Below are 22,186 nucleotides of genomic sequence, written 5' to 3'. Positions count from 1 at the left end.
CTTGCCGACTTTTAAAGCAACCGGGAACAACTTCACCCGGCATTGTTTTGATATGAAAAAGCCAGTAGTTATCAATTCTATTTTGTCCGGGCTAGCGGCACTCCTCTTCCCGGCCTTACTTTCAGCACAAATCATGGATTCAAAATCAATAGTTGCACCCGGCGCGGAGGTTGAAAAACTCGGCGATGGCTACAAATTTACCGAAGGTCCGGTTGCCGATGAGAACGGCAATGTGTTTTTCACTGACCAACCCAATAACAAAATCATGCGCTGGGACGCCAAAACCGGTAAATTCAGTGTGTTTTCTGACAATCCCGGGCGTGCGAATGGAATGTATTTTGATAAAAAAGGCAATCTCGTGGCGTGTTCGGATGAGGACAATCAGGTTTGGTCTTTTGATAAAAACGGCAAGCCTACGGTTTTGGTTAAAGATTACGAGGGCAGACTTTTGAATGGCCCGAATGACCTTTGGATTGACCCGAAAGGCGGAATTTATCTCACCGACCCCATGTATAAGCGCGATTACTGGAAGCGTGACCCAAAAATTCAGCAAGACGGCGAGCATGTTTATTATCTGACTCCCGATCACAAAAAGCTCGTGCGCGTGGATGAAAAAATCAAAAAGCCAAACGGCATCATTGGGACGGCCGACGGTAAAACATTGTATATCGCTGACATTGGGGATGATAAGACTTACAAATACGAAGTTCAAGACGACGGAACATTGACAAACCGGACTCTTTTCGTCTCCAAAGGCTCAGACGGAATGATCCTGGACTCCGAAGGAAATCTTTACCTTACCGGAAAAGGTGTGACGGTTTTTGACAAAAAAGGCGAACAAATCGCACATTTCCCTGTGCATAGCGGCTGGACTGCTAACCTTTGCTTTGGTGGAAAAAACAACGATCTCCTTTTTATTACAGCGGAAACAGCCGTTTATGGCCTAAAAATGAAGGTTAAGGGTGTAAAATAGGCGATGCAATTACCGACCGTTCACGAATTGATCTATTCACATTTGCAACCTTTTAATGTAATCTTGGTTTCTGGCTTATAAAAAAATTTTATTAGCGATGAATCAAAATTTCAAATCCACTCTACTTTATTCAAAATCCCTGCTTTTTGCAGCCGTTATTTCTATCAATGCGTTTTCCTGCCGAACAGCTGAACTGGCGGTGAATAATGACCTAAAAAACGACACCGAAATTTACACAGTTAAGGGCCGTCAGGGATCTCAGATTGGCCAGGTGATTTCATTTGGCGACTTCAGAACCAGCAAAGTGAAGCGCGGCTGGACCTTCGGTTACTCCGTTCCATTCATTGTGAAATTCAATGGAGCCAAGGAAAAGTTGAGTTTCCAACAAGTTGCGCCCAATGGAAAAACCGCCGAGGTTGCGCTAGTGAGTCGATTTAAGGAAACGGAATTTTCCCCGCTCGAAGATTACTTTTCCGTTTCGCTCAAATACAAAAATTACTTTGCAGGATCGGTTAAGCCTGACAACAGTCATGAGCCCTGGGATTTTATCGTTCACAATGTTGACGGCGCAAGTCGCAGTTTGAACAAGAACAGCACAGTCGGCTTTGTGCGGTCCCGTCATGTGCAAATAGACATTGCGGGCATTCGCGAGCTGGAAGGATCATCCAGTTTTCTGACCCAGAACGATGTTTACGGTTATGAGTTTCAGCTCGAAGGGAAGATCATCGGGGCAGTTTCTACTATCAACAACGGAAAAGTTTGGTTTAAAAACGGCCTTTCTGACGACCTGAAACTGATCCTCGCCAGCGTTTCCTCAGGACTAATGCTCCGCAACAATGTGGAAGCGAACGCTATTGCATCGAACTGACATCGGACGCTTGCAACTCCTGGCCGAAATGATAAATTGCATGCTGAAACTTTAACTCATGCAAATCGGGATGCGCTTAACATCTCAACTTATCATCACATTATGTCCCAGGAAAGCAGTAATCCATTTTTATCAGCATATAACACGCCTTTTCAGGTTCCACCTTTTGACAAAGTGGAACCTGAACATTTTTTGCCGGCTTTTGAAAAAGGCATAGCCGACCACCAAAAAAGCATTTCCGACATTTGCGCAAACAATGATGCGCCCACATTTGACAACACAATGGAAGTGCTGGAACGCAGCGGCGACTTGCTGACGCGCGTGAGTTCCGTTTTTTTCAATTTGGCTTCTGCAAATACAAACCCTGAAATCGAGGCGCTTTCGAAAGAACTTGCGCCAAAACTTTCCCAGCACAGCGACGATATTTATCTCAATCCGGACTTATTCCGCCGCGTTAAAACCATTCAGGACGCGCAGCATGGCCTGGATTTGAGTGCGGAACAAAAACGTTTACTCGAAAAAACCTACAAAGCTTTTGTCCGAAGCGGAGCAAATTTAAATGATGCAGATCAGGTCACCATGCGTGACATTAACAAGCAGCTGTCTGTTCTGACGGTTCAATTTGCCCAAAACTTGCTCGCCGAGACCAACAAATACGAACTGATCGTCGATGACGAATCACGCCTTTCCGGCCTGCCTGCATCTATAAAGTCTAGCGCCGCGCAGGCTGCGGGGAAAGAAGGGAGCTGGAAATTCACATTACACCAGCCGAGCGTGATGCCATTCCTGCAATATGCGCATGACCGCTCGTTGCGGGAGCAAATTTACAAGGCTTACATCAGCCGCTGCAATCACGGGGATGAACTGGATAACAAAGAAATCGTTTCGCAAATTGTCACTTTGCGCGACCGAAAAGCAGCATTACTCGGTTATGATTCACATGCGGCCTACGTTTTGGAAGAATGCATGGCCAAGACCATTGATCAAGTTTATGATCTGTTAGACGCATTATGGAAGGCCGCATTGCCTGTTGCAAAGTCCGAAGCGGTGCAAATGCAGGAACTTATGCAGCAAGAATTACCAAACGCCGAGCTTGAAGCCTGGGATTGGTTTTACTATGCAGATAAGGTCAGAAAACAAAAATACAATTACGACGCCGAGTCGTTACGCCCGTATTTCCAATTGGAAAAGGTCCGGGATGGCATTTTCATGGTTGTCAAAAACCTGTATGGAATTAATTTTGCAGAAATCAAAGACATTCCAAAATATCATCCGGATGTAACTGCCTATGAAGTCCATGAAGCGAACGGCGCGCTGACTGGCATTTTTTACATGGATTTTTTCACAAGATCTTCAAAACGAGGCGGTGCATGGATGACCTCCTATCGCAAACAAGGCATGAAAAATGGCGAACGCGTTGCACCCATTGTTTCTATCGTTTGCAATTATGCCAAGCCAGCCGATGGCGGCCCTGCCTTACTGACGGCGGACGAAGTGGAAACATTTTTCCACGAATTTGGTCATGCAATGCATGGTTTGCTTTCAAATGTAACTTACGAAACATTGTCAGGAACATCCGTTCCGCGCGACTTTGTGGAATTGCCATCACAAGTGATGGAGCATTGGGCATTTGAGCCGGAAGTGCTACAATTTTACGCGAAGCATTACCAAACCGGCGAAACCATTCCTGATGAAGCCGTCCAGAAGATGAAGAATGCTTCGAAATTCAACCAGGGATTTGGGACGGTAGAATATCTTGCTGCTTCCATGCTCGATCTAAGTTATCATAAGCTTTCAGCTGGCGAAGATTTGGATCCAGAGGAATTTGAGCAAAATGAAATGAACCGGCTGGGCCTGATCAAGCAAATTGCCCCGCGTTACCGGAGCACATATTTCCAGCACATTTTTGCAGGCGGCTATTCGGCGGGTTATTATAGTTACATCTGGTCCGAAGTGCTTGATAGTGATGCCTTTGCGGCTTTCAAAGAAGCGGGCAGCATTTTCGACGCAAACACGGCGCAGTCATTTCGACACAATATTCTTGAAAAAGGTGGAACTGAGGAGCCGATGGATCTTTACAAATCATTCCGCGGACATGAGCCTGATGTAAAATATTTGTTAAAAAACCGCGGACTCGAAACAGCCGTGTAGTGCTTGTTGCCAAATTAACGTTTGCTAGTTACCGAAGCCATGGAGTGATCCATGGCTTCGATTTTATTTAACGGCGGCTTTTTGATCCAACGGGCAAAAATAGGAGTATATAAAGCATTAATTGGGAGGTTTGTCTATTGCGCATTTACCCTTTACTATGATCCATTTTACATCTTCAAAGGATTTATTACCAAAATGCTGGGCCTATTTGCCTGTGCGACTTTTAGTTACAATATTCTCCATTCTATATTCGCTTGCAGCATTCGCTCAGGAGCGTGTAACGGTCAGCGGCTTTGTCAAGGAAAATGGGAGCCAGGAGCAGTTGCCTGGGGTGAATGTCTACATCGAGGGCTCTCCATATGGCGCCGTGACGAACACTTACGGATTTTACTCGCTTACCGTCCCGGCTTCGGACAGTGCAATGCTTTCGTTTTCATTTGTGGGTTACGAAAAAACGGATGTAAGGATCGCTTTGAACAAGGATTTGGTGCTGAGTGTGTTTTTACCAACCATTAACCAACTCGAAGAAGTCACCGTTTCAGCACGCAGGCAGGAGGATTATGTGAGCCGGTCGGTTCAGATGAGCCAAATTGAAATTCCCATTGCGCAGCTTAAAAAAGTGCCTGCGTTTTTTGGGGAAAAAGATGTGTTACGCGTGCTCCAACTTATGCCTGGCGTTCAGAAAGGCACCGAAGGACAGACCGGCCTTTACGTGCGCGGCGGCGGGCCAGATCAAAATCTGATCATTCTCGACGACGCCGTTGTTTACAATGCCAATCACCTTTTTGGATTTTTCTCGATTTTCAACAGTGACGCATTAAAAAGTGTAGAGCTTACCAAAGGCGGATTCCCTGCACGATATGGCGGCAGGCTTTCTTCTGTGTTGGAAATGAATATGAAAGAGGGCAGCAAAGACAAGCTTCACGGGGAAGGTGGCATCGGGCTCATATCGTCCAGACTCACATTGGAAGGCCCCATATCAAAAGGAAAATCATCCTTTCTGATCTCAGGACGCAGAACTTACATTGATTTGCTCGCTTCGCCATTTATCAAACAACAACAAAAAGGCGATGATAATCAGGTTAGGCCGGGTTACTATTTTTATGATTTGAATGCCAAAATGAATTACGACCTCGGCGCAAAGGACAAGCTTTACGTCAGCGGATATTTTGGAAGAGATAAATTCAATGTGTCCGAAAAAAGCTCCGATTCAGAAACGCAGGCAGGGCTTGACTGGGGAAATACAACAGTCACCATGCGCTGGAACCACTTGATCAGCCAGAGACTTTTTGTTAACACTTCATTGATATTCAGCAACTTCAATTTTGGTGTTTCCAGTTATTCCAAGGAAATCAACGGCGACGGCGCCACGGAAGATGAGTTTAGCCTGGATTATGATTCGCGGATCAGGGATTTTGGCATTAAAACTGATTTTGATTTTTATCCTTCGTCTAAGCATGCGCTTAAATTTGGTGCACAGCTCACGCAACACAAGTTTATTCCTTCTGCGCTGGCCATCGAAGGCTCTTTTATTGATAATCCAATCGAGCGCTCGGCCAGGCCGATCAACACATTGGAGGCGGGCGCTTACATTGAAGACACGTGGCAACCATTGGAATCTTTGAAAATAAACGGAGGATTTCGCGTCAGTGCATTTCAGACACCTTCGAAAACTTACGTCCGTCCCGAACCCCGTTTGTCGGCTGCTTTGCGGCTTGCGCAGGATTTTTCTTTAAAAGCTTCCTATGCGCAAATGAACCAATATGTGCATTTGCTCTCCAACACGGGTCTCGGCCTCCCGACCGATTTATGGGTTCCTACAACGGATCGGGTTGCGCCGCAGCAGTCCAAACAGGTTGCGATGGGTTTGGCAAAGGATCTGGAAAGGCCTGCGCTTACATTGACTTTGGAGGGTTATTACAAGCGAATGGACCACATTCTCAATTATAAGGAAGGCTCTTCATTCCTCAGCATCAATGGTGAGAACGCCAACGAACTCACCTGGGAAGACAATGTTACAGCGGGCAAAGGCTGGTCATATGGCGGCGAGTTTTTGATCCAGAAAAAAACAGGAAGACTCTCGGGATGGATTGGTTACACATTGTCCTGGACTTACTGGAAATTCCCTGAGTTGAACTTCGGGAAAACATTTTTCCCGCGTTATGATCGCAGACACGACCTTTCTGTGGTTGGAATTTTTGAAGTGAACAAGCGGATTACGCTTTCGTCAACCTGGGTTTACGGAACCGGGAACGCGCTAACTTTGCCTGTTTCAACTTACCAGGGCGTGAGCGATAATTTTATCACACGCTTCAATCCCAATGGCAAACCGGCAGTAACCTGGAACGGGCCAATGGTCAGTGAATATGGCCAGAAAAACAGTTTCAGAGCAGAACCATTTCACCGGATGGACTTCGCGGTTCAATTCCACAAACAGAAAAAACGCCACGACCGCACATGGGAATTTGGGGTTTACAATGTGTATAACCGACGCAATCCATTCTTTTACGACATCGATTCGGACGACACAGAAAATGGCTCGACCGGAACTGGCAAGAGCACATTAAAGCGCTATTCCCTTTTTCCTGTGCTTCCTTATTTCAGTTACAATTTCAAGTTCTGACAGCCATGAAATTATCTCATACAACGCTTTTTTTAATCGCAATTGTCGCTTCGGCGTGCGAGTCGCTTATCACGGACATTCCGGCGGATAAGTTGCCCCGAACCGAGTCCAAGCTTGTGATCCAATCATTCATTTCTCCGCAAGCAACCAGCATCAATGTCGTTGTGACGGAATCTGTTCCGCTGTTCAGCGAAACGACCAGTAAGGGTGGCGTTGTGAGAAATGCGCTTGTGAAGATTTCGGACGGAACCAGCGAAGTGACCATTCCCTATGACACGGCAAGTGCGTTATACAGCATTGACAGTGCTGTTTTCCCCATTAAGGCATCGAAAACTTACTCTCTTTTCGTATCCGATGGCTCGCGCGTGGCCACCGCAATGTGTACGGTTCCTGCAAAACAAGTGCTGGCCTCATCATTCAAAATCGACACCTCTTTTTCACGTAACCTTTTTGAGCAAGACACTTCCCTAACCTTGCAGATGACCTGGACGGACATTGCCGCCGACACGAATTATTACCGCGTAAAAGCTTCCGTGGATCTCGAATACAGCGTTGCGGAAGGCAACAGCGCTGCAACATTTAAAGAAGTCAGGACAAAAGGCCGCTTTGCATTCAATTGGGACGAAACCATTGGCCGTAATGATTACCAAAGCGACGGCAACCTCGATGGCGCTCCGCTTACATCGCCCATCGGCCGCACGATTTTGCCCAATGTGATCGCTTATGATTTTGGCAGCGGCAATTCATTTACGGTTTATCCCAAAGCGAAAATTGCCTTGCTGATCATGGAAGTTTACAACACAGATGTCCATTATTTCAAATATCACCGCTCGCTTGAAATGCGCGGCAATTCCGATAATCCGTTTATTGAACCCACATTAATTTACACCAATGTGAGCGGCGGATTGGGTTGTTTTGCGGCCTACAATATAGGCCAGCTCAATTATCGCCCTAACTAAAAACCGTCTTCATTCTACATCTTATGGCAAGTTGAGGTCAAAGCACCTCAAAATGTTCGTCGTTATTTTTTGACAATTGTAAGAAATCTCTGCATTAATCACAGCAGATACAATTTAACATCTGCTTACTTGCAAGGCATACTTTTTTCAGCGCACGCTTCAAACATCGCTATCAGCTGCTGCCGGTTTATCAGCTATTTGTGTGGCTGTAATCATTGGCTATAAACATCCTAACCATTCAATGTCGGGCCAACTGACATTTTAACGAAATATCAACCTTAAACCGATAAGATATGGAACTGCAAGGCTCAGATAAGGATTTGGAAAATCATTCACATCCATCCAACAAGAACATGAGCGAACCTGATACGCTCATTGAAACACTCGAAGAATTACAAGCACAGGGATATACATACGATTTTAATATGACAGCCCACGCGTTGGAAGTTCATAAGGAAGACGGCATTTGCCTTAACCTTTCCCCGGACGACTTTGATATTATCAAGGTTTACCGATTTGAAGGCATGACAAATCCGTCGGACATGTCCATCCTTTATGCAATTGAATCGAAGGATGGTTTAAAAGGCACGTTGGTGAGCAGCTATGGCGTTTATGCCGATGCAATGTCCACTGAAATGATCAAAAAGCTTGACACAAGAAGCTCGCTGATCGTGCATCATCCGGAAGAAGACGACATTGCCTAATAAGCGCTAATTTCAGCGATTGGCATCATTAGTTAAGTTTAAGATGTTACTTTACCAGACAGATGGTCGAGTAACATCTTTTTTTAACTATACAACCTATCATGAAATTTACCCCTTTCTATCCATGCTGTGCGCTGTTTTTGTTTAGTAATGTTATCATGAGTTGCAGCAAAAAGCAAGATGAGGCAATTCCTTTAAGCGGGCATTATGTGAATGAGACATTCCTGGAAACGGCAAAAGATTCTATCCCGGGCACAATCAACACTTATTGCTATGACGTTGATTTCGTTAGTGCCGACAGTGTAAAAGTGTTTTACGGATTTGAAGAAGCAATGCTAGCCTACGCCAAATCAGGTAAGAAATATGCGATTAAGAAAGCGTTGCAGGATAAGGATCTGCTGTTTTCAATAGATGAAAACCAAAGATTGGTGCTCGAAGACAGTGCATGGAAACAATCGAAAGAAAACTCGGTCTTTGCTAAAAATAATGCTTCTGCTGCGGGAGAATGGCATTTTCCGGAACAATTGAATGCGACAATGATCGCCCGTTCCTATGAAATTTTTGAGAAGGGAAAGGCGACGGGTAAAAAGGTTGTTTTCGATGCCAACGGCAAGGTTACCGGGCTCAATGACTTCACAATGTACGAATTGTGTTTCAGTGGAGATTGCGTAGGTGAAGTTCATCCGATATCCAACAACATTACATTCACTTCGCCGTCAAATAGCGGAACGACCTATGCTTTTCAATTTAATAAGGAGAAAAAAATCCTGAATATTTACAACATCGAAGCGCCGATTCAGGATATTAAAGGAGAAAGGGGCATTAAGGATGTGGCTTTTGAGCTGCATTATTAACCCCAATTGCCGACTAAAATCGGATGAAGGAAGTCGGACCGATTTCCATTCTCGGATTAGCTAAGGCGGGCAAAAAGTGCTTAATTGAACTGGCATAGCAATTTTAGCCACAAAAAATATTGTTTTTACAAAAGCATCAGACTATGAATATGATCGAATTAACGGACGAACTGATAAGATCTGCTGAGCAGCGCTCGGCAGGACAGGCGTATCCTTTTTTTATAAAAAACCTGAAAGCGATTGGTGTCGATAATTATGAGGTCAAGGTCAAAAATCACAAACGTACTTATACATCCGTTATTGGTGACAAACTGGTCATTCCCGGTGACATTCCTGAGTTTGAATGTGCAGAAACTTTTGAACTGGAATCGGTGAAAGCGGCAATCAGGCGCAATCAGGAGGGTGTTATTGATTATCCGACATTTTTGAGAGAGCTCGGAGCGGCAGGAATTCACACTTATGTTGCCGATCTGGCGGGCATGAAGGTGATTTACCAGGGACCGAATTCCGAATATGAATACGAAGAGATAATTCCGGAGGTTTAGCTCCGGAATTATTTATGCGATCCGCCTTTTCAATTCTTCCAAATGATCATCATTGAAGTCGAGGTGCGTTACAAAGCGCACCAGATTTTTGCCGAAAGAAACCGCCATAATATCCTTCTGCGCGAGTTTTTGCACATAATCAGCTTCTGAAATAGTGCTGGCCAGCCGAATGATCACAATGTTTGTATCCACCGGGAAAATCTCTTCCACCTCCGGAAGTTCACTGAACATTTCACCAATTATTCTTGCGCGTGCATGATCTTCCTTTAAGCGTTCCACATGGTTATCGAGCGCGTAAATGCCTGCCGCCGCCAGGAAACCGGCTTGCCGCCATCCGCCTCCCATCACTTTCCGAAACCGCCGCGCCTTGTTAATCACTTCACGCGTGCCCAGCAGCAACGATCCCACGGGACACCCCAACCCTTTTGAAAGGCAAATGCTGATGCTGTCAAATGCTTTTCCATATTGCAAAGGACTTTCGCCGGTTTCCACCAGTGCATTGAAAAGTCGGGCTCCATCCAGATGAAGCGGAATGTTTTTGGCTGCGCAAACTTGCTTAATTGACTCTATTTCAGCGAAATCATAATAACAGCCCCCGCCCTTGTTCATGGTATTTTCCAAGGAAACAAGGCGGGTCACTGTGGAGTGAATGTCGTGCTCCGGACTGATTGCCCCCGCAACCTGGGCTGCATTAAGCCTGCCGCGGTCGCCGTCGAGGAGCTTTACGGACGACAATGCATTGAGCATAATGCCGCCGCCTTCGTATAAATAGATGTGCGAATATTTGTCACAAATCACGTCACTTCCAGGCTGCGTGTGCACGCGGATGGCAAGCTGATTAGTCATTGTTCCCGACGGACAAAAAAGTGCTTCTTCCATTCCAAACATCGTTGCAGCTTTTTCCTGCAATGCATTCACCGTCGGATCGTCGCCCAATACATCGTCACCCACTTCTGCCGCCCACATGGCTTCCTGCATTTCCCGCGTAGGTTTTGTGACTGTATCGCTGCGTAAGTCAATTTTCATATTGGCATTAAGGTTTTAAAGATTATGCAAAAGTATGCGCATATATTGCGAAAAAATAAGCGCAATGGAATTTGAGGCATATTTAAGGCTAAAAAAAATAGATCCGCAGACCTTCAAGTCGCAGGACAGCGCCCGGTTTGCCGAATGGGAAACACTTTTCGAGACCATGCATCCCGACAGTTTCACGGCGCAAAAGAAGTTCTTAGTCAACGAGATACGCAGGAGATATCATTTGCAGGAGGAACAAACGAAAGCCTGAAAAAAGCAACGTTAATTCAAACGTTTAGGCACAATAATTGATATTGATTGAATGATATGTTTCATCAACAACCATTCAATTCAATTATGAGAAACGCTTTTTTTACGTTCGCATTAATGTTGCTTGGCAGCATCCTTTATGGCCAGGCATCTGCTCAGCCTTCCATCGCCCTTCACGGGTCTTACGGCTTCTCCGACCAGGGTGACATTTCAAAAGGACTTTGGGGCGGCGGCGCACAGCTGCGCTTCTTTCTTGGGCCGCACCTTGCCGTTGGCGCCACAGCGAAAGTTTTTACCGAAGACCTTGAAATCACACCCGGCACTGGCTCCATTGAAACTTCCAGCTCCATAATTCCCGTTTCGGGCTTGCTGGAATATTATTTCACAGAAAAAGGCATACGTCCATACATTGGAACAGAAGCAGGGGTTTACTTTTTGAAATTAAAGGCCGGCAATTTGAAGGCAAATGCGTCTAATTTTGGCGTAGCGCCAAAAGTCGGACTTCAAATTCCATTGGGAAAAACCTTCGGAATCTTTGCAGAGGGAGCCTATAACATTGTTTTTGGGAATGAAAACTCCATCCAGGTTTCCAATCCAGGCAATGTTGATTTCAATAATTCAAGCAAATTTTTCACGCTTCAAGCCGGAATTATCATTGGGCTGGGAAGTTCATTCTGATACGGCGAGCGCCGGGTTATGTCCCGGCGCTTTTATCCCTTCATTTCCTCCATCAGCTTCATCAGAATGCCGACCGTCTTCTCGGTCTGTTCCTTACTCGGCGTCGTATCCCAGTTTCCGACAATGCCGTTGCTCCCAATGTAAATGCCGTCTTTCCTCGAAATGAAGTTAGCGCCTTGTGTGTATAGTTTGTAATTGGCGTCGCTTTGCGGAATCAGGCATGACAATTGGCCCGAAACCGGCGTCAGTTCCTGGTCATTGAACACCGGTTTTGCGCCTAGTCCCATACAATTGACCACCACCTTTTCGGACAATGCGTCAATATCTTCCAGCTTTTTGATCTCCTGAATTTTTACCTTTCCGCCAAACATCACGAAATCTTGCAGTTGATGCCGCAGATAACTCGGAATGTTGAACATTAAATTTGTCCGTCTCGTCACATGTTCCGCCTTGAACGGATGCTCATTTGCTTCCAGCTTTACGCGTTCCGGAATTAAGCCTTCAATCTCAAAATCCTCCCCTCCTGCCCCTGGCGTGTAAACTGGCGTTTGTTTAAAAACTCCATATTCTTCTGCCCAGCAGGCAATGTCATCCAACCCTAAAAAAAACTGAAACCGACGGAATGAAAAGCGCGTTGCTTCTTCCCAAATCGCCTTAAATTCTGGCTTGGCCACTTTAACATCGCACACACGTGAGGCTGGCGACCAGGTTCCCGTGGCCAGGTTACTCGTAATGTTAGGCGGAACATCTTTTGTGTAAATCGTTACTTCACAGCCACTTTCCTGCAACAGTCGCGCTGTCGCGATCCCCACTGTTCCGCAACCCAAAACGGCGATTTTCTTTTCATTTGTAGCCAGCACATTCCTCCGCGCAATGTTCCCCGTTCCCCACGAAAGCGACCAGCCGCTGCCGCCATGACCGTAATTATGCACAATGGTTTTGTTTCCAATCTGCTCCACATCCAACCTTGGCCCGGAGGCCCTGAACGGCCTTAACCCCACAGTTTCCTTCACAATCCGGTCCATCGACAGCCTTAATTTCGGAATCTGGTGATAACCACGGCTGATGTGGAAATGTTTGTCCGGATATTGCAGCTGGGTTTTGGGAGCGCAGGATGAAGCCACTGCGCCGAGGACAAAGCTGGCAGGAATTGCTTTTTCAAAAAAATTTCTACGGTTCATGGGAGATAGGCTGAGAACTGATACATTCGAAAAATAGGGAGGATCATCAATCTTTACAAATATTATATTGCTATATTTATTTTGGCCAAAACAATATTTTAAATATTCATGATTAATACAACTTTGACTTTCCATTATCCCAGATTTGTCCCGTTGTAATACTGAGATAAATGAGTGTCTCATTTTGATCTTTTGCTGATTTGGGTAACTTTCCAAAATGAAAATCAACACCATTGACACCGGTTATTTCAAACTTGACGGCGGCGCCATGTTCGGCGTTGTGCCGAAGACTTTGTGGAACAAGCAGAACCCGGCAGATGAAAAAAATCTTTGCACCTGGGCCATGCGCTGCCTGCTCATTGAAGACGGCGAAAGGCTGATTTTGATTGACACAGGCTTGGGTGACAAACAGGATCAGAAGTTTTTTGGACATTATGATCTGCACGGTGATGCCAGCCTTATTGCTTCTATTCGTAATTGCGGCTACGATATAAAGGACGTTACGGATGTAATTTTGACACATTTACATTTCGACCATGTGGGTGGCGCTGCGCAATATAACCAGGACCGCACATTGATTCAGCCAACATTTTCTAATGCTATTTATTGGTCTAACGCGGCGCATTGGGAATGGGCTGTAAATCCCAATCCGAGAGAAAAAGCTTCGTTTTTGAAGGACAACATTCTCCCGCTGCAAGAATCGGGACAGCTTCAATTTATCAAACAAGGGCAATCGCCATTTCCGTTGATTGATTTCATGCATGTGAATGGGCATACGGAGCAAATGATGTTGCCTGTGATTGATTATCATGGTCAAAAAATCATCTATGCTGCCGACTTGTTTCCTTCTTCTTATCACATTCCTTTGCCCTGGATTATGAGTTACGACATGCGTCCGCTGCTTACGTTGGAGGAAAAGCAGAAGGTTTTACAACGGGCAGTGACTGAAAACTGCATTCTTATTTTCGAGCATGATCCCGTTTATGAAGCTGCTGTTGTGGAGCAAACGGATCGGGGCATTGTGTTGCGGGAGCGCGGCGCATTAAGTGATTTTATCTCATGAAAGTCGGATTGGTTTTGTCCGGTGGTGGCGCGAGAGGCATCGCGCACATCGGCGCTGTGAAGGCATTAATGGAGGCTAGAATCAAACCCGACATTATCAGCGGCACAAGCTCAGGCGCATTCATAGGCGCGATGCTGGCGCACGGATATTTGCCAGACGAGATTATGGAAATGATCGCACAGACGCGTTTTTATCCTTATTTCAGGCTGGGATTTGGCGTAACGGGCCTTCTGCAAATGAACCGGTTAGAAGCAGTGCTTTGGAAATACATTCCGGAAAATACATTTGAATCGTTAAAAACGCCGCTGGTCGTAACCGTGACAGACATTGTTTCCGGAGAAGAATTGCAGTTCCGAAGCGGCGAATTAGCGATTCCAGTGCTCGCTTCGTGCTGCATTCCAGGATTATTCAGTCCCATTCTATTTCAGGGACATGAACTTGTAGACGGCGGCGTGCTGAATAACCTGCCCGTAGAGCCGATTATGAATGAAGCTGATTTCCTCATCGGCGTGCATTGTAACCCGTTTACATTGGCCAAACCATTGAAACGAACCACAGAGATCATTTACCGAAGCCTCATCCTGGCCATGCACAGCAAAACCAAAGAGCGCTTTAAACAATGTAACCTCCTCATCGAACCGCCGGAACTGAACCGTTTCGGCATCTTCGACTTCCGAAAAGCAGATCAGTTATTTAATGTTGGTTATGTTTATACAAAGCGGCTTTTGGAGGAATTGGAAATGAATTCCAAATCTCTAACCTAGTAAATCCAAAGTCAGACTTTGGATTTACTAGGTTAGAGATTTGGTGAATCGCTCGCCGGTCGTATTTCATATACGGAGTTGACACCCATTGGCCTTTCGGAAATCGCAGATAATCAGCACAAAGATCAACATTGGTTTGGGGGAGGCTTCCCAGACGCACTTCTTTCAGGCAGCGAAGAAACGGCGAAACAATGGCTCGATGATTTTATCAGGAGTTATGTTGAAAGAGACCTTGCGTATCTTTTTGGCGTAGAACTTTTATCTGCAACGCTCCGAAACTTTTGGAGAATGCTCGCACATTCTAATGGCAATGTGTGGAATGCGGAAGTCTTTGCCAGATCACTCGGTATTTCAGCACCAACCGTGCTGCGATATACTGGCTTTCTGGAAGGCGGCTACATGATCCGGCGCTTGCAGCCCTGGTTTGTCAATGCAAAAAAACGCCTTATCAAATCTCCAAAGGTTTACATTAGGGACACCGGGATTTTGCACCGTTTGCTGTTTATTGAGAACGGTGAGGATCTATTTGGTCATCCCGCAGTCGGTGCGTCATGGGAAGGATATGTGATCGAGCAGATCGCGCAGCGTCTTTCCAGAGGATTGGAACTCTTTTATTACAGGACCCAAGCAGGAGCGGAATGCGACCTGGTGCTCGTGCGCGGCATAACGCCAATTGCGTGTATAGAAATCAAATTGAGCAACGCTCCCACTGTTTCGAGAGGTTTCATCAGTTGTACGGAAGACTTGCAGCCGCTCCATAAATTCATCATAACCCCAGGCAGCGAAACCTACACAACGGCACATGCTGTGACTGTGATTGGTTTGACGGAGTTTATGGAACAAGAGCTGGGCAAGATATGACTTGACCAAAAGTCACAAACTAAACTTATCTCCCAAGCCGCTTCACGACCCACTCGCCTACCTGGAAACCTTGCTTTTGTCCGTTTTCGATGGCATCCATGAAGTGGATTCCTCCGTAGAAGCGGGACATGCCTGATTCCTCAGCAGCGGCAATAAAGGATGAAAATTTACGTGCTTTCAGGCCGAAACGTTCTTCGACTGTGTCTGTGTATGCAAATTTGTCTCCAAAATAATGCGTGAGAATAGTGGCCGAAGCTGATGAAATTACAGAATGTCCGCTCAGATATTCGGGAAATGGCGGCGTTTGCAGGAATGGCGTCCAGGTTGGATCAATGTATTTGCGGATCGCGGTTTCAGGGCGAATGCGGTTGCTTCTGTATTTTTCGTCCCAGCAGGTCATAAAACCGTCCATTAACCCGATGGCGACTGACGTGTTAACCAGCAATGTTTTCCCAAAATCGGCTTTGCCTTGCTTGCATGCAATGGCCGTAATCCCCATCCAATGTGCCCCCGGGGAGATTTTTTTCATTCCGACAAGCAAATGGCCTTTATTTTCCAATGCAAACGGATTGCAATCCCAAAACGCCGCAATCACCCGATGCGCAGGTTCCTTTTTATTGTCATAATTCAACTTCATGAGTTTGAAAAAAGCCGAATTTTTGTCCTCTGAAAATGGAACTGGCGGCTGCGGACGGAATTGCGAAACCGAATCGAGCGTGAACGGGCGAATTGTTTTGAAATAGGGCTCAACGGGAGGAAAATAACCCGGAGGCGTCGGATACCAGGTTCCGAGGGTGCGCTTTGGCTCGTATCTTGGATAGTTGCTGATCCGGTTGTACTTATCTGCCTTGGCATATTTCAAAATCTGCTTGCTAATTGCCAATGCATATTCCTGACAACCAGCAATAATCGCGTCGCTAACGCCTTCCTTCCTGCAAGAATCCAGTAATTTATTTTGATAAGTCGCAAGCAATGCGCCGGATGGCTGCATTTTCTTGGCCGTTTCCAGCATTGCCAATATCGCACTGAGCTGATATGCATGCTCCTTAATAGCCGGCTTTTCAATTTTCGGAAAGTCGTTCAAAACGCCGTGCATGCTTTTATATGCCGTATCGTTTTGAGCAACAACTTCATATCCTGCGAGGCATGCATAAGCGAAAAACCGCGCACTCAATGGCGGATTGGTCACATCGTGCACCATAATGTCCGTCATACTCGCGGTCACATGACCGACCGCATCGGGATTAATCTGCGCAGGTTTTTCCTTTTTACAGCCCGCAAGCAGGCAGACGAAAAGCAATAAAACGCTATTTAACTTTACCAATTTGATATGCTTTAATTTCCTGTTGATTAATACCAAATAGCAGCTTTTCCCCAATCGGAAGCACACTTCTTACATCGCCTTTCATGTCAAAACCAGACTTGTCCTGGCTGATGTAGGCAAACTGCCCTTTGCCATTTCCCTTCAATAAAACGCCATAATTGGCATCATACTTCCCAAATCGCAGTCGTGCGCGGCTTACATTACCGCAAAGCAGCAAGTCTTTTTTGCCATCCTGATCATAATCTACGGCAGCAATGGTGTAAACGGGCGAAACCTGCGCCTGGAACGGCAGGCTTTTTTCTACGAACTTCCCATCCGCAGCTTTTTCGAAGTAAGTGGTTTTGAGATAATTTGCTTTCAATTCTTTGACTCCATTCAGCTCGTCGGCGGTGAAAATCTCTTTCACGCTTGCATCTGCGTAACTCTTGTAATCCTGGAAACGCGTCCGCATACTGCTCATTTGATCCAGCATTTCGTCACGGGTAACATAGGGATAGCTTTTGCCTTGAATGTAAAAACTCATGATCGGATCAATGGACCCATTATCGTCGAAATCTTTGTAAATCATTTCAACAGGCTCCGCATCAGAGGCTTTACACTGGCTATTCAACCCAAGATTTCCAATGATGAGATCTTCCCTGCCATCACCATTCATGTCGCTTAGCAGAATTTTATTCCACCAGCCCGTGAATGCTTTGGCAAAATAAGTGGTCGTTTTATTTTCGAGTTTGCCATTTGAATTAATGAAAGCCGTGACCGGCATCCACTCGCCGACAACAATAAGGTCAGGCTTTTTGTCTCCGTTCAAATCCGTCCAGGCAGCGTCGGTAACAAGTCCGATTGTTGCCAGCTCGGGCGAAAATTTCGCGGTCTGATCTGAGAATTTTCCCGTGCCGTCATTAATCAGAATGTAACTTCTCGGTGTCTCAGGATATCGACCCGGAATGACGCGGCCGCCTACAAAAAGATCCGATTTACCATCGCCGTTAATGTCTGCAACGCGCACGCAGCTTGTGCTGGTGATCATTTTGGGTAAACCCGCGCTTTTGGAAAAATTGCCTTTGCCATCATTCAAATATAGACGGCTTTGCAAAAGCGGATCATCGGGCATGAATGCGGCATAACCGCCGCTGCAAACGAAGAGATCCTGAAATCCATCACCATTGGCATCGAAAAAGGCAGCATCCGTGTCGTCACTCTGCTTATCTGCCTCAAAAGCCGCAATTGATTTACTGGAAAAAGAGCCATTTTTTTGCTGCAAATAAAGCTTACCCGCCTCGCCCGAGCCTCCGCCAGCGAAAACATCCTCCAAACCATCCCCATTGACATCCCCTTTCACCAGGCATGGACCTGAGAATGAGATCGGGTTGATCAGCAATGGCTGGCGCTTGAAATCATTTGTGTTATTCGCTGCACTTTTGTAAGCGATGGGCGATTGAACATTGGTGTAAATTGGCTTCACTGCGCTGCTGGAAGATTTGCCAGTTTTGGCGTTTTTCTCAGACAATGTCAGCAATGCATTGATTTTGGGAGAAATAACTTTTTCCTGCTTTCCGTTTAGCCAGACAACCAGCAACGAATCCACATTTTCTTTCCCTAACCCGAAATGCAAAACCGGCGACACACTCGATTGGTAACCGCGGGTCGGCATTTGTTCGAGATATTGCTTCTGGCCTTTGTTGTAAATGATAACCTTGGCGCCTATGCCGAACCTATTCTGCCCTTCGCCCTCTAATTTGACTTTTAAATAATTGTTTTTCAGCAGCTTATCACCTTCATTCTGATAAATAAATGCAGGCTTGTTAATGTTGTTGACGATCAAATCCAAATCACCGTCATTGTCAAGGTCGGAATAGGCAGCGCCGCCGCTGTTTGATATTTCCCCAAGGCCCCAGCTGTCGGCAACATTGGTGAATGTCAAGTCCTTTTTGTTTTGGAAAAGATAATTTTTCATGTTGGACGACGGCATTTGATACACCATTTCGAGCACATCTTCCCGCTTCACCTGCCCTTCAATGCGTTTCAAATGATCGCCCATGAACTTCACAAAGTCCATATTGGTGAAATCACGCAGGTTGCCATTCGTGATAAATAAGTCCTTCCAGCCATCATTATCATAATCCGCAAACAGGGATGCCCAACTCCAATCTGTGTTGGAAACGCCTGATAACTGCCCTACTTCCGAAAAAACGGGCGTTTTGCCCTTGCCGCCAAATCCCTGATTGAGTTGCAGCATATTGCGCATATACTGGTGGTGAAAACCCACTTTAACATTGAAATCAAAGAGCTCGTAGTTATCCAGTCCGTGCAGTAATTTTTGCCGACGGTTGTCTTCGGGAAGCATGTCCAATGTGAAAATGTCGGGAAGTGCGTCGTTATTGAAGTCCGCAATGTCGTTCCCCATTGAGGAATGAGAAGTGTGCCCGATCGCCGCATCGAGTGCGTCTGTGAATGTGCCGTTTTTATTATTGATATATAAAAAATCGGGAACGGAATAATCATTGGAAACATACATATCCTGCCAACCGTCCTGATTTACATCTGCAATGCCAATGCCTAAGCCATATGTCAGCGGCGAGCTGTGAATGCCTGCTTTTTTGGTAATGTCTGTAAAAAACGGGGTCCCGTCTGCTTTCGGGTCATTTTTAAAAAACCTTAACCCAGTAACCGGATCATCTTTCCGGAGCAGATCGGCGGTGCTTGCTTCGTCGAGTATCGGAAGCGATTTCGGATTGTGATTGAGCAAAAACATATCCAAATCACCGTCTTTGTCAAAATCAAAAAAGGCTGCCTGCGTGCTGTTGCTCGGTGCGCCTAATCCATACTTTTCGGCGGATTCTTCAAATTGCGGAATGCCATTTGCGTCATTGCCTTTGTTAATAAAAAGCTGATCTTTCAGACTTTCCGGCGAGACATTCCCTGAGTAACAAACGTAAATATCCAGCTTCCCGTCGCCGTTCACATCGGCCATGGTCACACCTGTTTTCCACGGCCTTTCACGGCCCGTCACGCCCGAAGCAGTGGTAATGTCTTCAAAGCGCATCTGACCTTTGTTCAGATAAAGCTTATTCGGCACCATGTTGCCTGTGAAATAAATATCGTCGAGTCCATCGCCATTGAGGTCACCTGCGGCAACGCCTCCACCATTGTAAAAATATTCGTACATCAACACATTGGTGTTGAGGCCTTCTGTTAATGTATTGGCAAAGTCGATTTTGGTTTTTTCGGCTGATAACAATGTAAACAAGGGCGGCTCATTGTTGCCCTCTTTGGCTTGCCCTGCATCACCAGATTTGTTACATCCTACAAAAAACAAACTGATAGCCAGCACAATAACACCTGGATACCAGGATTTTATTCGCTTCATAAATAGACCACGAAGGTTGAACTGATAGAAAAAAGAAACTATGCCTTCATAACGAAGACATAGTTTCACAAATTTACTAATAAAGCGAGGACTAATTATTTATCATAACCTGGATTCTGCACCAATTTTGAATTTCTGTTGATCTCGTCGCGGCTGAACGGACGGAAGTACATTTTGTCAACCCAGGTGCGGTTTTCGTGAGATTTTTCTTCAACCGGCGTGTAGGTGTAGTCATAAACGGTCGTATCGTAATGATATGGCTCCTTCATAGACTTCCCTGCCTTGAATTTCCCAAGCACGTTAATGTATTGCAATGGACGACCCAATGTTTCCTTTGCGATCATCCATCGGCGTGCATCGTGGTAACGCTGCTCTTCGTACGCCATTTCAATTCTCCTTTCGTGGCGATATGCCTCTTTAAGCGCAGCGCCCGAAACCTTCAAAGCCGGCATACCCGCGCGGAAACGGATTTTGTTGAGCCACGCCAGCGCTTCTGCATCCTGACCCAGTTCAATGCTCGCTTCAATGTAGTTGAACACATTTTCCGTTACGCGAATGAATGGCCACGGAATGTTCTGACGGTCGGTGTTGTCGTACAAAGCTGGGTTCGGATCGATGAATTTACGCATATAGTAACCTGTTCGGCTGCCATTCCAGTCTTCAATTGAGCTGCTGCGTGTATCCAATCCTTTGCGGTTGATCAATGCGCCCTTATCGTCCAGTAAGTCATAAGCGCCAGTCTGGATTTGGTTTGCAGGATCTTTTGCATCGGAAGGACGTGGTTTCCAATCTGCACCATCAAACATTACAGTTGCATAAAAACGTGGATCGCGGTTTTTGTATGGAGCGGCTTTATGCGCGGGATTCGTCCAGCTGAACGAGGTTCCATCCATCAATTCGTAATCATCAACAAGCGTTCCGATTGGCGTATTTCCGGCCCAGTTGTGATAACCATTCGGACCGTTGTTCAACCCGGTCTGACGTGCGCCTTCACCCAAGCTAGCCGTAAAATAACGCCCGAAAATGATTTCCGAAGCAGCAGAAGGATCCAAAGTCTTATCAGCACTGGCACCTGCCATGGCGATGGAAATGTAATTTGTTCTGCCTTCCGCAGGCGTCACGGGCGCTGTGAGATTTAACTTGTAACCCCCGTTTCCACCGTCAAGCACTGCTTTTGCGGCAGCTTGTGCGGCAGTCCAGCGCGCTTTGCGGTCGCCCGAAACGTAACCCAGAAACTCCGGATTCGGATATGCCGCAAGCACCGTTGATTTGGCTTTTGCTGTCGGGATATCATGCAGGTCGCTTGCCGCATAAAGCAATACACGCGCTTTCAAAGACAATGCTGCGAGTTTTGTCGCACGGCCTTTTACAAGTGTTTTGCCCTCAAGAAGCAATGCTGCGCTGTCGCAATCACTTACAATGAACTGCACACATTCATCGAAATTATTGCGCGGAACACTATAATCTTCGTTCAATGCATACACTTTTTTAATGATCGGCACTGCGCCGTAATAGCGAACCAGCTGCTGATAGTAATATGCCCGCATGAAATAGGCCTCACCTTTCAGACGCGCTTTAAGCGACTCATCTGCGAATGTTGCAGTTGCCAAATTTGCGATCGCCAAATTGGAAGCCCTGATGTACGTGTACATCGATCCCCAACCGTAAGTGGCGTCCACCCAGCCGAGGTTGGATGGACTCAAACTTCCCTCATTTACCGTGTTAATGTTACGCCCGGTATGGGTAAAAACGGCTTCATCCGTCAGAGAAGCAAGCATTTGCTCGCTGAAACCACCTTGTTGAAGTCCTGAATAGATGCCTGTTACAAAGCCCTCTGCCAATGCACCATCCTTCCAGACTTCTTCACTAGGGATTTCTGTTGGCGGCGTTACGTCGAGGAATTCCGTATCACAGGATGATAATCCGGCTGCGGACAGCAACGCAATTACGATTATACTTTTATAGTTAAATTTCATGTTAGATCTCA

The 22,186-nt window shown here is 46.0% G+C and carries 18 protein-coding genes; 13 read left to right on the top strand and 5 right to left on the bottom strand.

The genetic code is table 11. The features are described 5' to 3' along the window. The first annotated feature begins 52 nt into the window (after positions 1-52). The 8 genes from LZG73_RS09505 (at position 53) to LZG73_RS09470 (ending at position 9,677) form a co-directional block, all read left to right on the top strand. A complete protein-coding gene (locus tag LZG73_RS09505; RefSeq protein WP_233848063.1) occupies positions 53-973 on the top strand; it encodes an SMP-30/gluconolactonase/LRE family protein in 921 nt (306 codons plus the stop codon). A 97-nt stretch (positions 974-1,070) separates the two neighbouring features. Then, positions 1,071-1,841 (top strand): hypothetical protein, encoded by a 771-nt coding sequence (locus LZG73_RS09500; protein ID WP_233848062.1) that lies wholly within the window; start codon positions 1,071-1,073, stop codon positions 1,839-1,841. Between the two features lie 102 nt (positions 1,842-1,943). After that, entirely contained in the window at positions 1,944-3,992 is a 2,049-nt protein-coding gene (locus tag LZG73_RS09495) for a M3 family metallopeptidase (protein ID WP_233848060.1), read from the top strand. A gap of 157 nt (positions 3,993-4,149) precedes the next feature. After that, a complete protein-coding gene (locus tag LZG73_RS09490; RefSeq protein ID WP_233848058.1) occupies positions 4,150-6,615 on the top strand; it encodes a TonB-dependent receptor in 2,466 nt (821 codons plus the stop codon). A 5-nt stretch (positions 6,616-6,620) separates the two neighbouring features. Next, on the top strand, positions 6,621-7,574 hold the full coding sequence (locus LZG73_RS09485) for a DUF4249 domain-containing protein (RefSeq protein ID WP_233848052.1): 954 nt from the start codon (positions 6,621-6,623) through the stop codon (positions 7,572-7,574). Between the two features lie 293 nt (positions 7,575-7,867). Then, positions 7,868-8,278 (top strand): hypothetical protein, encoded by a 411-nt coding sequence (locus tag LZG73_RS09480; RefSeq protein ID WP_233848050.1) that lies wholly within the window; start codon positions 7,868-7,870, stop codon positions 8,276-8,278. A 101-nt stretch (positions 8,279-8,379) separates the two neighbouring features. After that, positions 8,380-9,132: a hypothetical protein gene (locus tag LZG73_RS09475; RefSeq protein WP_233848048.1), complete on the top strand. Its 753-nt coding sequence runs from the start codon at positions 8,380-8,382 to the stop codon at positions 9,130-9,132. Positions 9,133-9,275: 143 nt separating this feature from the next. Beyond that, positions 9,276-9,677, top strand: coding sequence for a DUF1398 family protein (locus LZG73_RS09470; protein ID WP_233848047.1), 402 nt, complete (start codon positions 9,276-9,278; stop codon positions 9,675-9,677). A gap of 12 nt (positions 9,678-9,689) precedes the next feature. On the opposite strand, the gene LZG73_RS09465 is transcribed toward LZG73_RS09470, so the two are convergent. Further along, positions 9,690-10,703: a low specificity L-threonine aldolase gene (locus LZG73_RS09465; RefSeq protein WP_233848045.1), complete on the bottom strand. Its 1,014-nt coding sequence runs from the start codon at positions 10,701-10,703 to the stop codon at positions 9,690-9,692. A 34-nt stretch (positions 10,704-10,737) separates the two neighbouring features. Between LZG73_RS09465 and LZG73_RS09460 the strand changes: the two genes are divergently transcribed. Beyond that, on the top strand, positions 10,738-10,962 hold the full coding sequence (locus tag LZG73_RS09460; protein WP_310588400.1) for a hypothetical protein: 225 nt from the start codon (positions 10,738-10,740) through the stop codon (positions 10,960-10,962). 86 nt (positions 10,963-11,048) lie between these two features. Continuing rightward, entirely contained in the window at positions 11,049-11,639 is a 591-nt protein-coding gene (locus LZG73_RS09455; RefSeq protein WP_233848041.1) for an outer membrane beta-barrel protein, read from the top strand. Between the two features lie 32 nt (positions 11,640-11,671). On the opposite strand, the gene LZG73_RS09450 is transcribed toward LZG73_RS09455, so the two are convergent. Then, positions 11,672-12,820, bottom strand: coding sequence for an FAD-dependent oxidoreductase (locus LZG73_RS09450; protein ID WP_233848039.1), 1,149 nt, complete (start codon positions 12,818-12,820; stop codon positions 11,672-11,674). 217 nt (positions 12,821-13,037) lie between these two features. Between LZG73_RS09450 and LZG73_RS09445 the strand changes: the two genes are divergently transcribed. The 3 genes from LZG73_RS09445 to LZG73_RS09435 all read left to right on the top strand — a co-directional run bounded on the left by LZG73_RS09445 (position 13,038) and on the right by LZG73_RS09435 (position 15,508). Next, the gene (locus LZG73_RS09445) at positions 13,038-13,883 is read left to right on the top strand and encodes an MBL fold metallo-hydrolase (RefSeq protein ID WP_233848037.1); all 846 of its coding nucleotides are present in this window, start codon (positions 13,038-13,040) and stop codon (positions 13,881-13,883) included. After that, positions 13,880-14,647, top strand: coding sequence for a patatin-like phospholipase family protein (locus tag LZG73_RS09440; protein WP_233848035.1), 768 nt, complete (start codon positions 13,880-13,882; stop codon positions 14,645-14,647). The genes LZG73_RS09445 and LZG73_RS09440 overlap by 4 nt, the downstream gene beginning before the upstream one ends. 78 nt (positions 14,648-14,725) lie before the next feature. Then, complete coding sequence (locus LZG73_RS09435) at positions 14,726-15,508, top strand: ATP-binding protein (protein WP_233848033.1); 783 nt, start codon at positions 14,726-14,728, stop codon at positions 15,506-15,508. A 25-nt stretch (positions 15,509-15,533) separates the two neighbouring features. On the opposite strand, the gene LZG73_RS09430 is transcribed toward LZG73_RS09435, so the two are convergent. From LZG73_RS09430 to LZG73_RS09420, 3 genes are all read right to left on the bottom strand, one after another. Further along, a complete protein-coding gene (locus LZG73_RS09430) occupies positions 15,534-16,838 on the bottom strand; it encodes a vanadium-dependent haloperoxidase (RefSeq protein ID WP_409014327.1) in 1,305 nt (434 codons plus the stop codon). Next, positions 16,816-20,199: a VCBS repeat-containing protein gene (locus LZG73_RS09425; protein WP_233848029.1), complete on the bottom strand. Its 3,384-nt coding sequence runs from the start codon at positions 20,197-20,199 to the stop codon at positions 16,816-16,818. Before LZG73_RS09425 ends, LZG73_RS09430 begins: the two co-directional genes overlap by 23 nt. Before the next feature lie 95 nt (positions 20,200-20,294). Beyond that, the gene (locus LZG73_RS09420; RefSeq protein WP_233848028.1) at positions 20,295-22,175 is read right to left on the bottom strand and encodes a RagB/SusD family nutrient uptake outer membrane protein; all 1,881 of its coding nucleotides are present in this window, start codon (positions 22,173-22,175) and stop codon (positions 20,295-20,297) included. Positions 22,176-22,186 lie beyond the last annotated feature (11 nt).

The sequence above is a fragment of the Dyadobacter sp. CY326 genome, assembly GCF_021390515.1.
GTDB lineage: Bacteria > Bacteroidota > Bacteroidia > Cytophagales > Spirosomataceae > Dyadobacter.
Note: the sequence above shows the minus strand (reverse complement) of the source record. Positions and strands in the feature narration are given on the sequence as shown.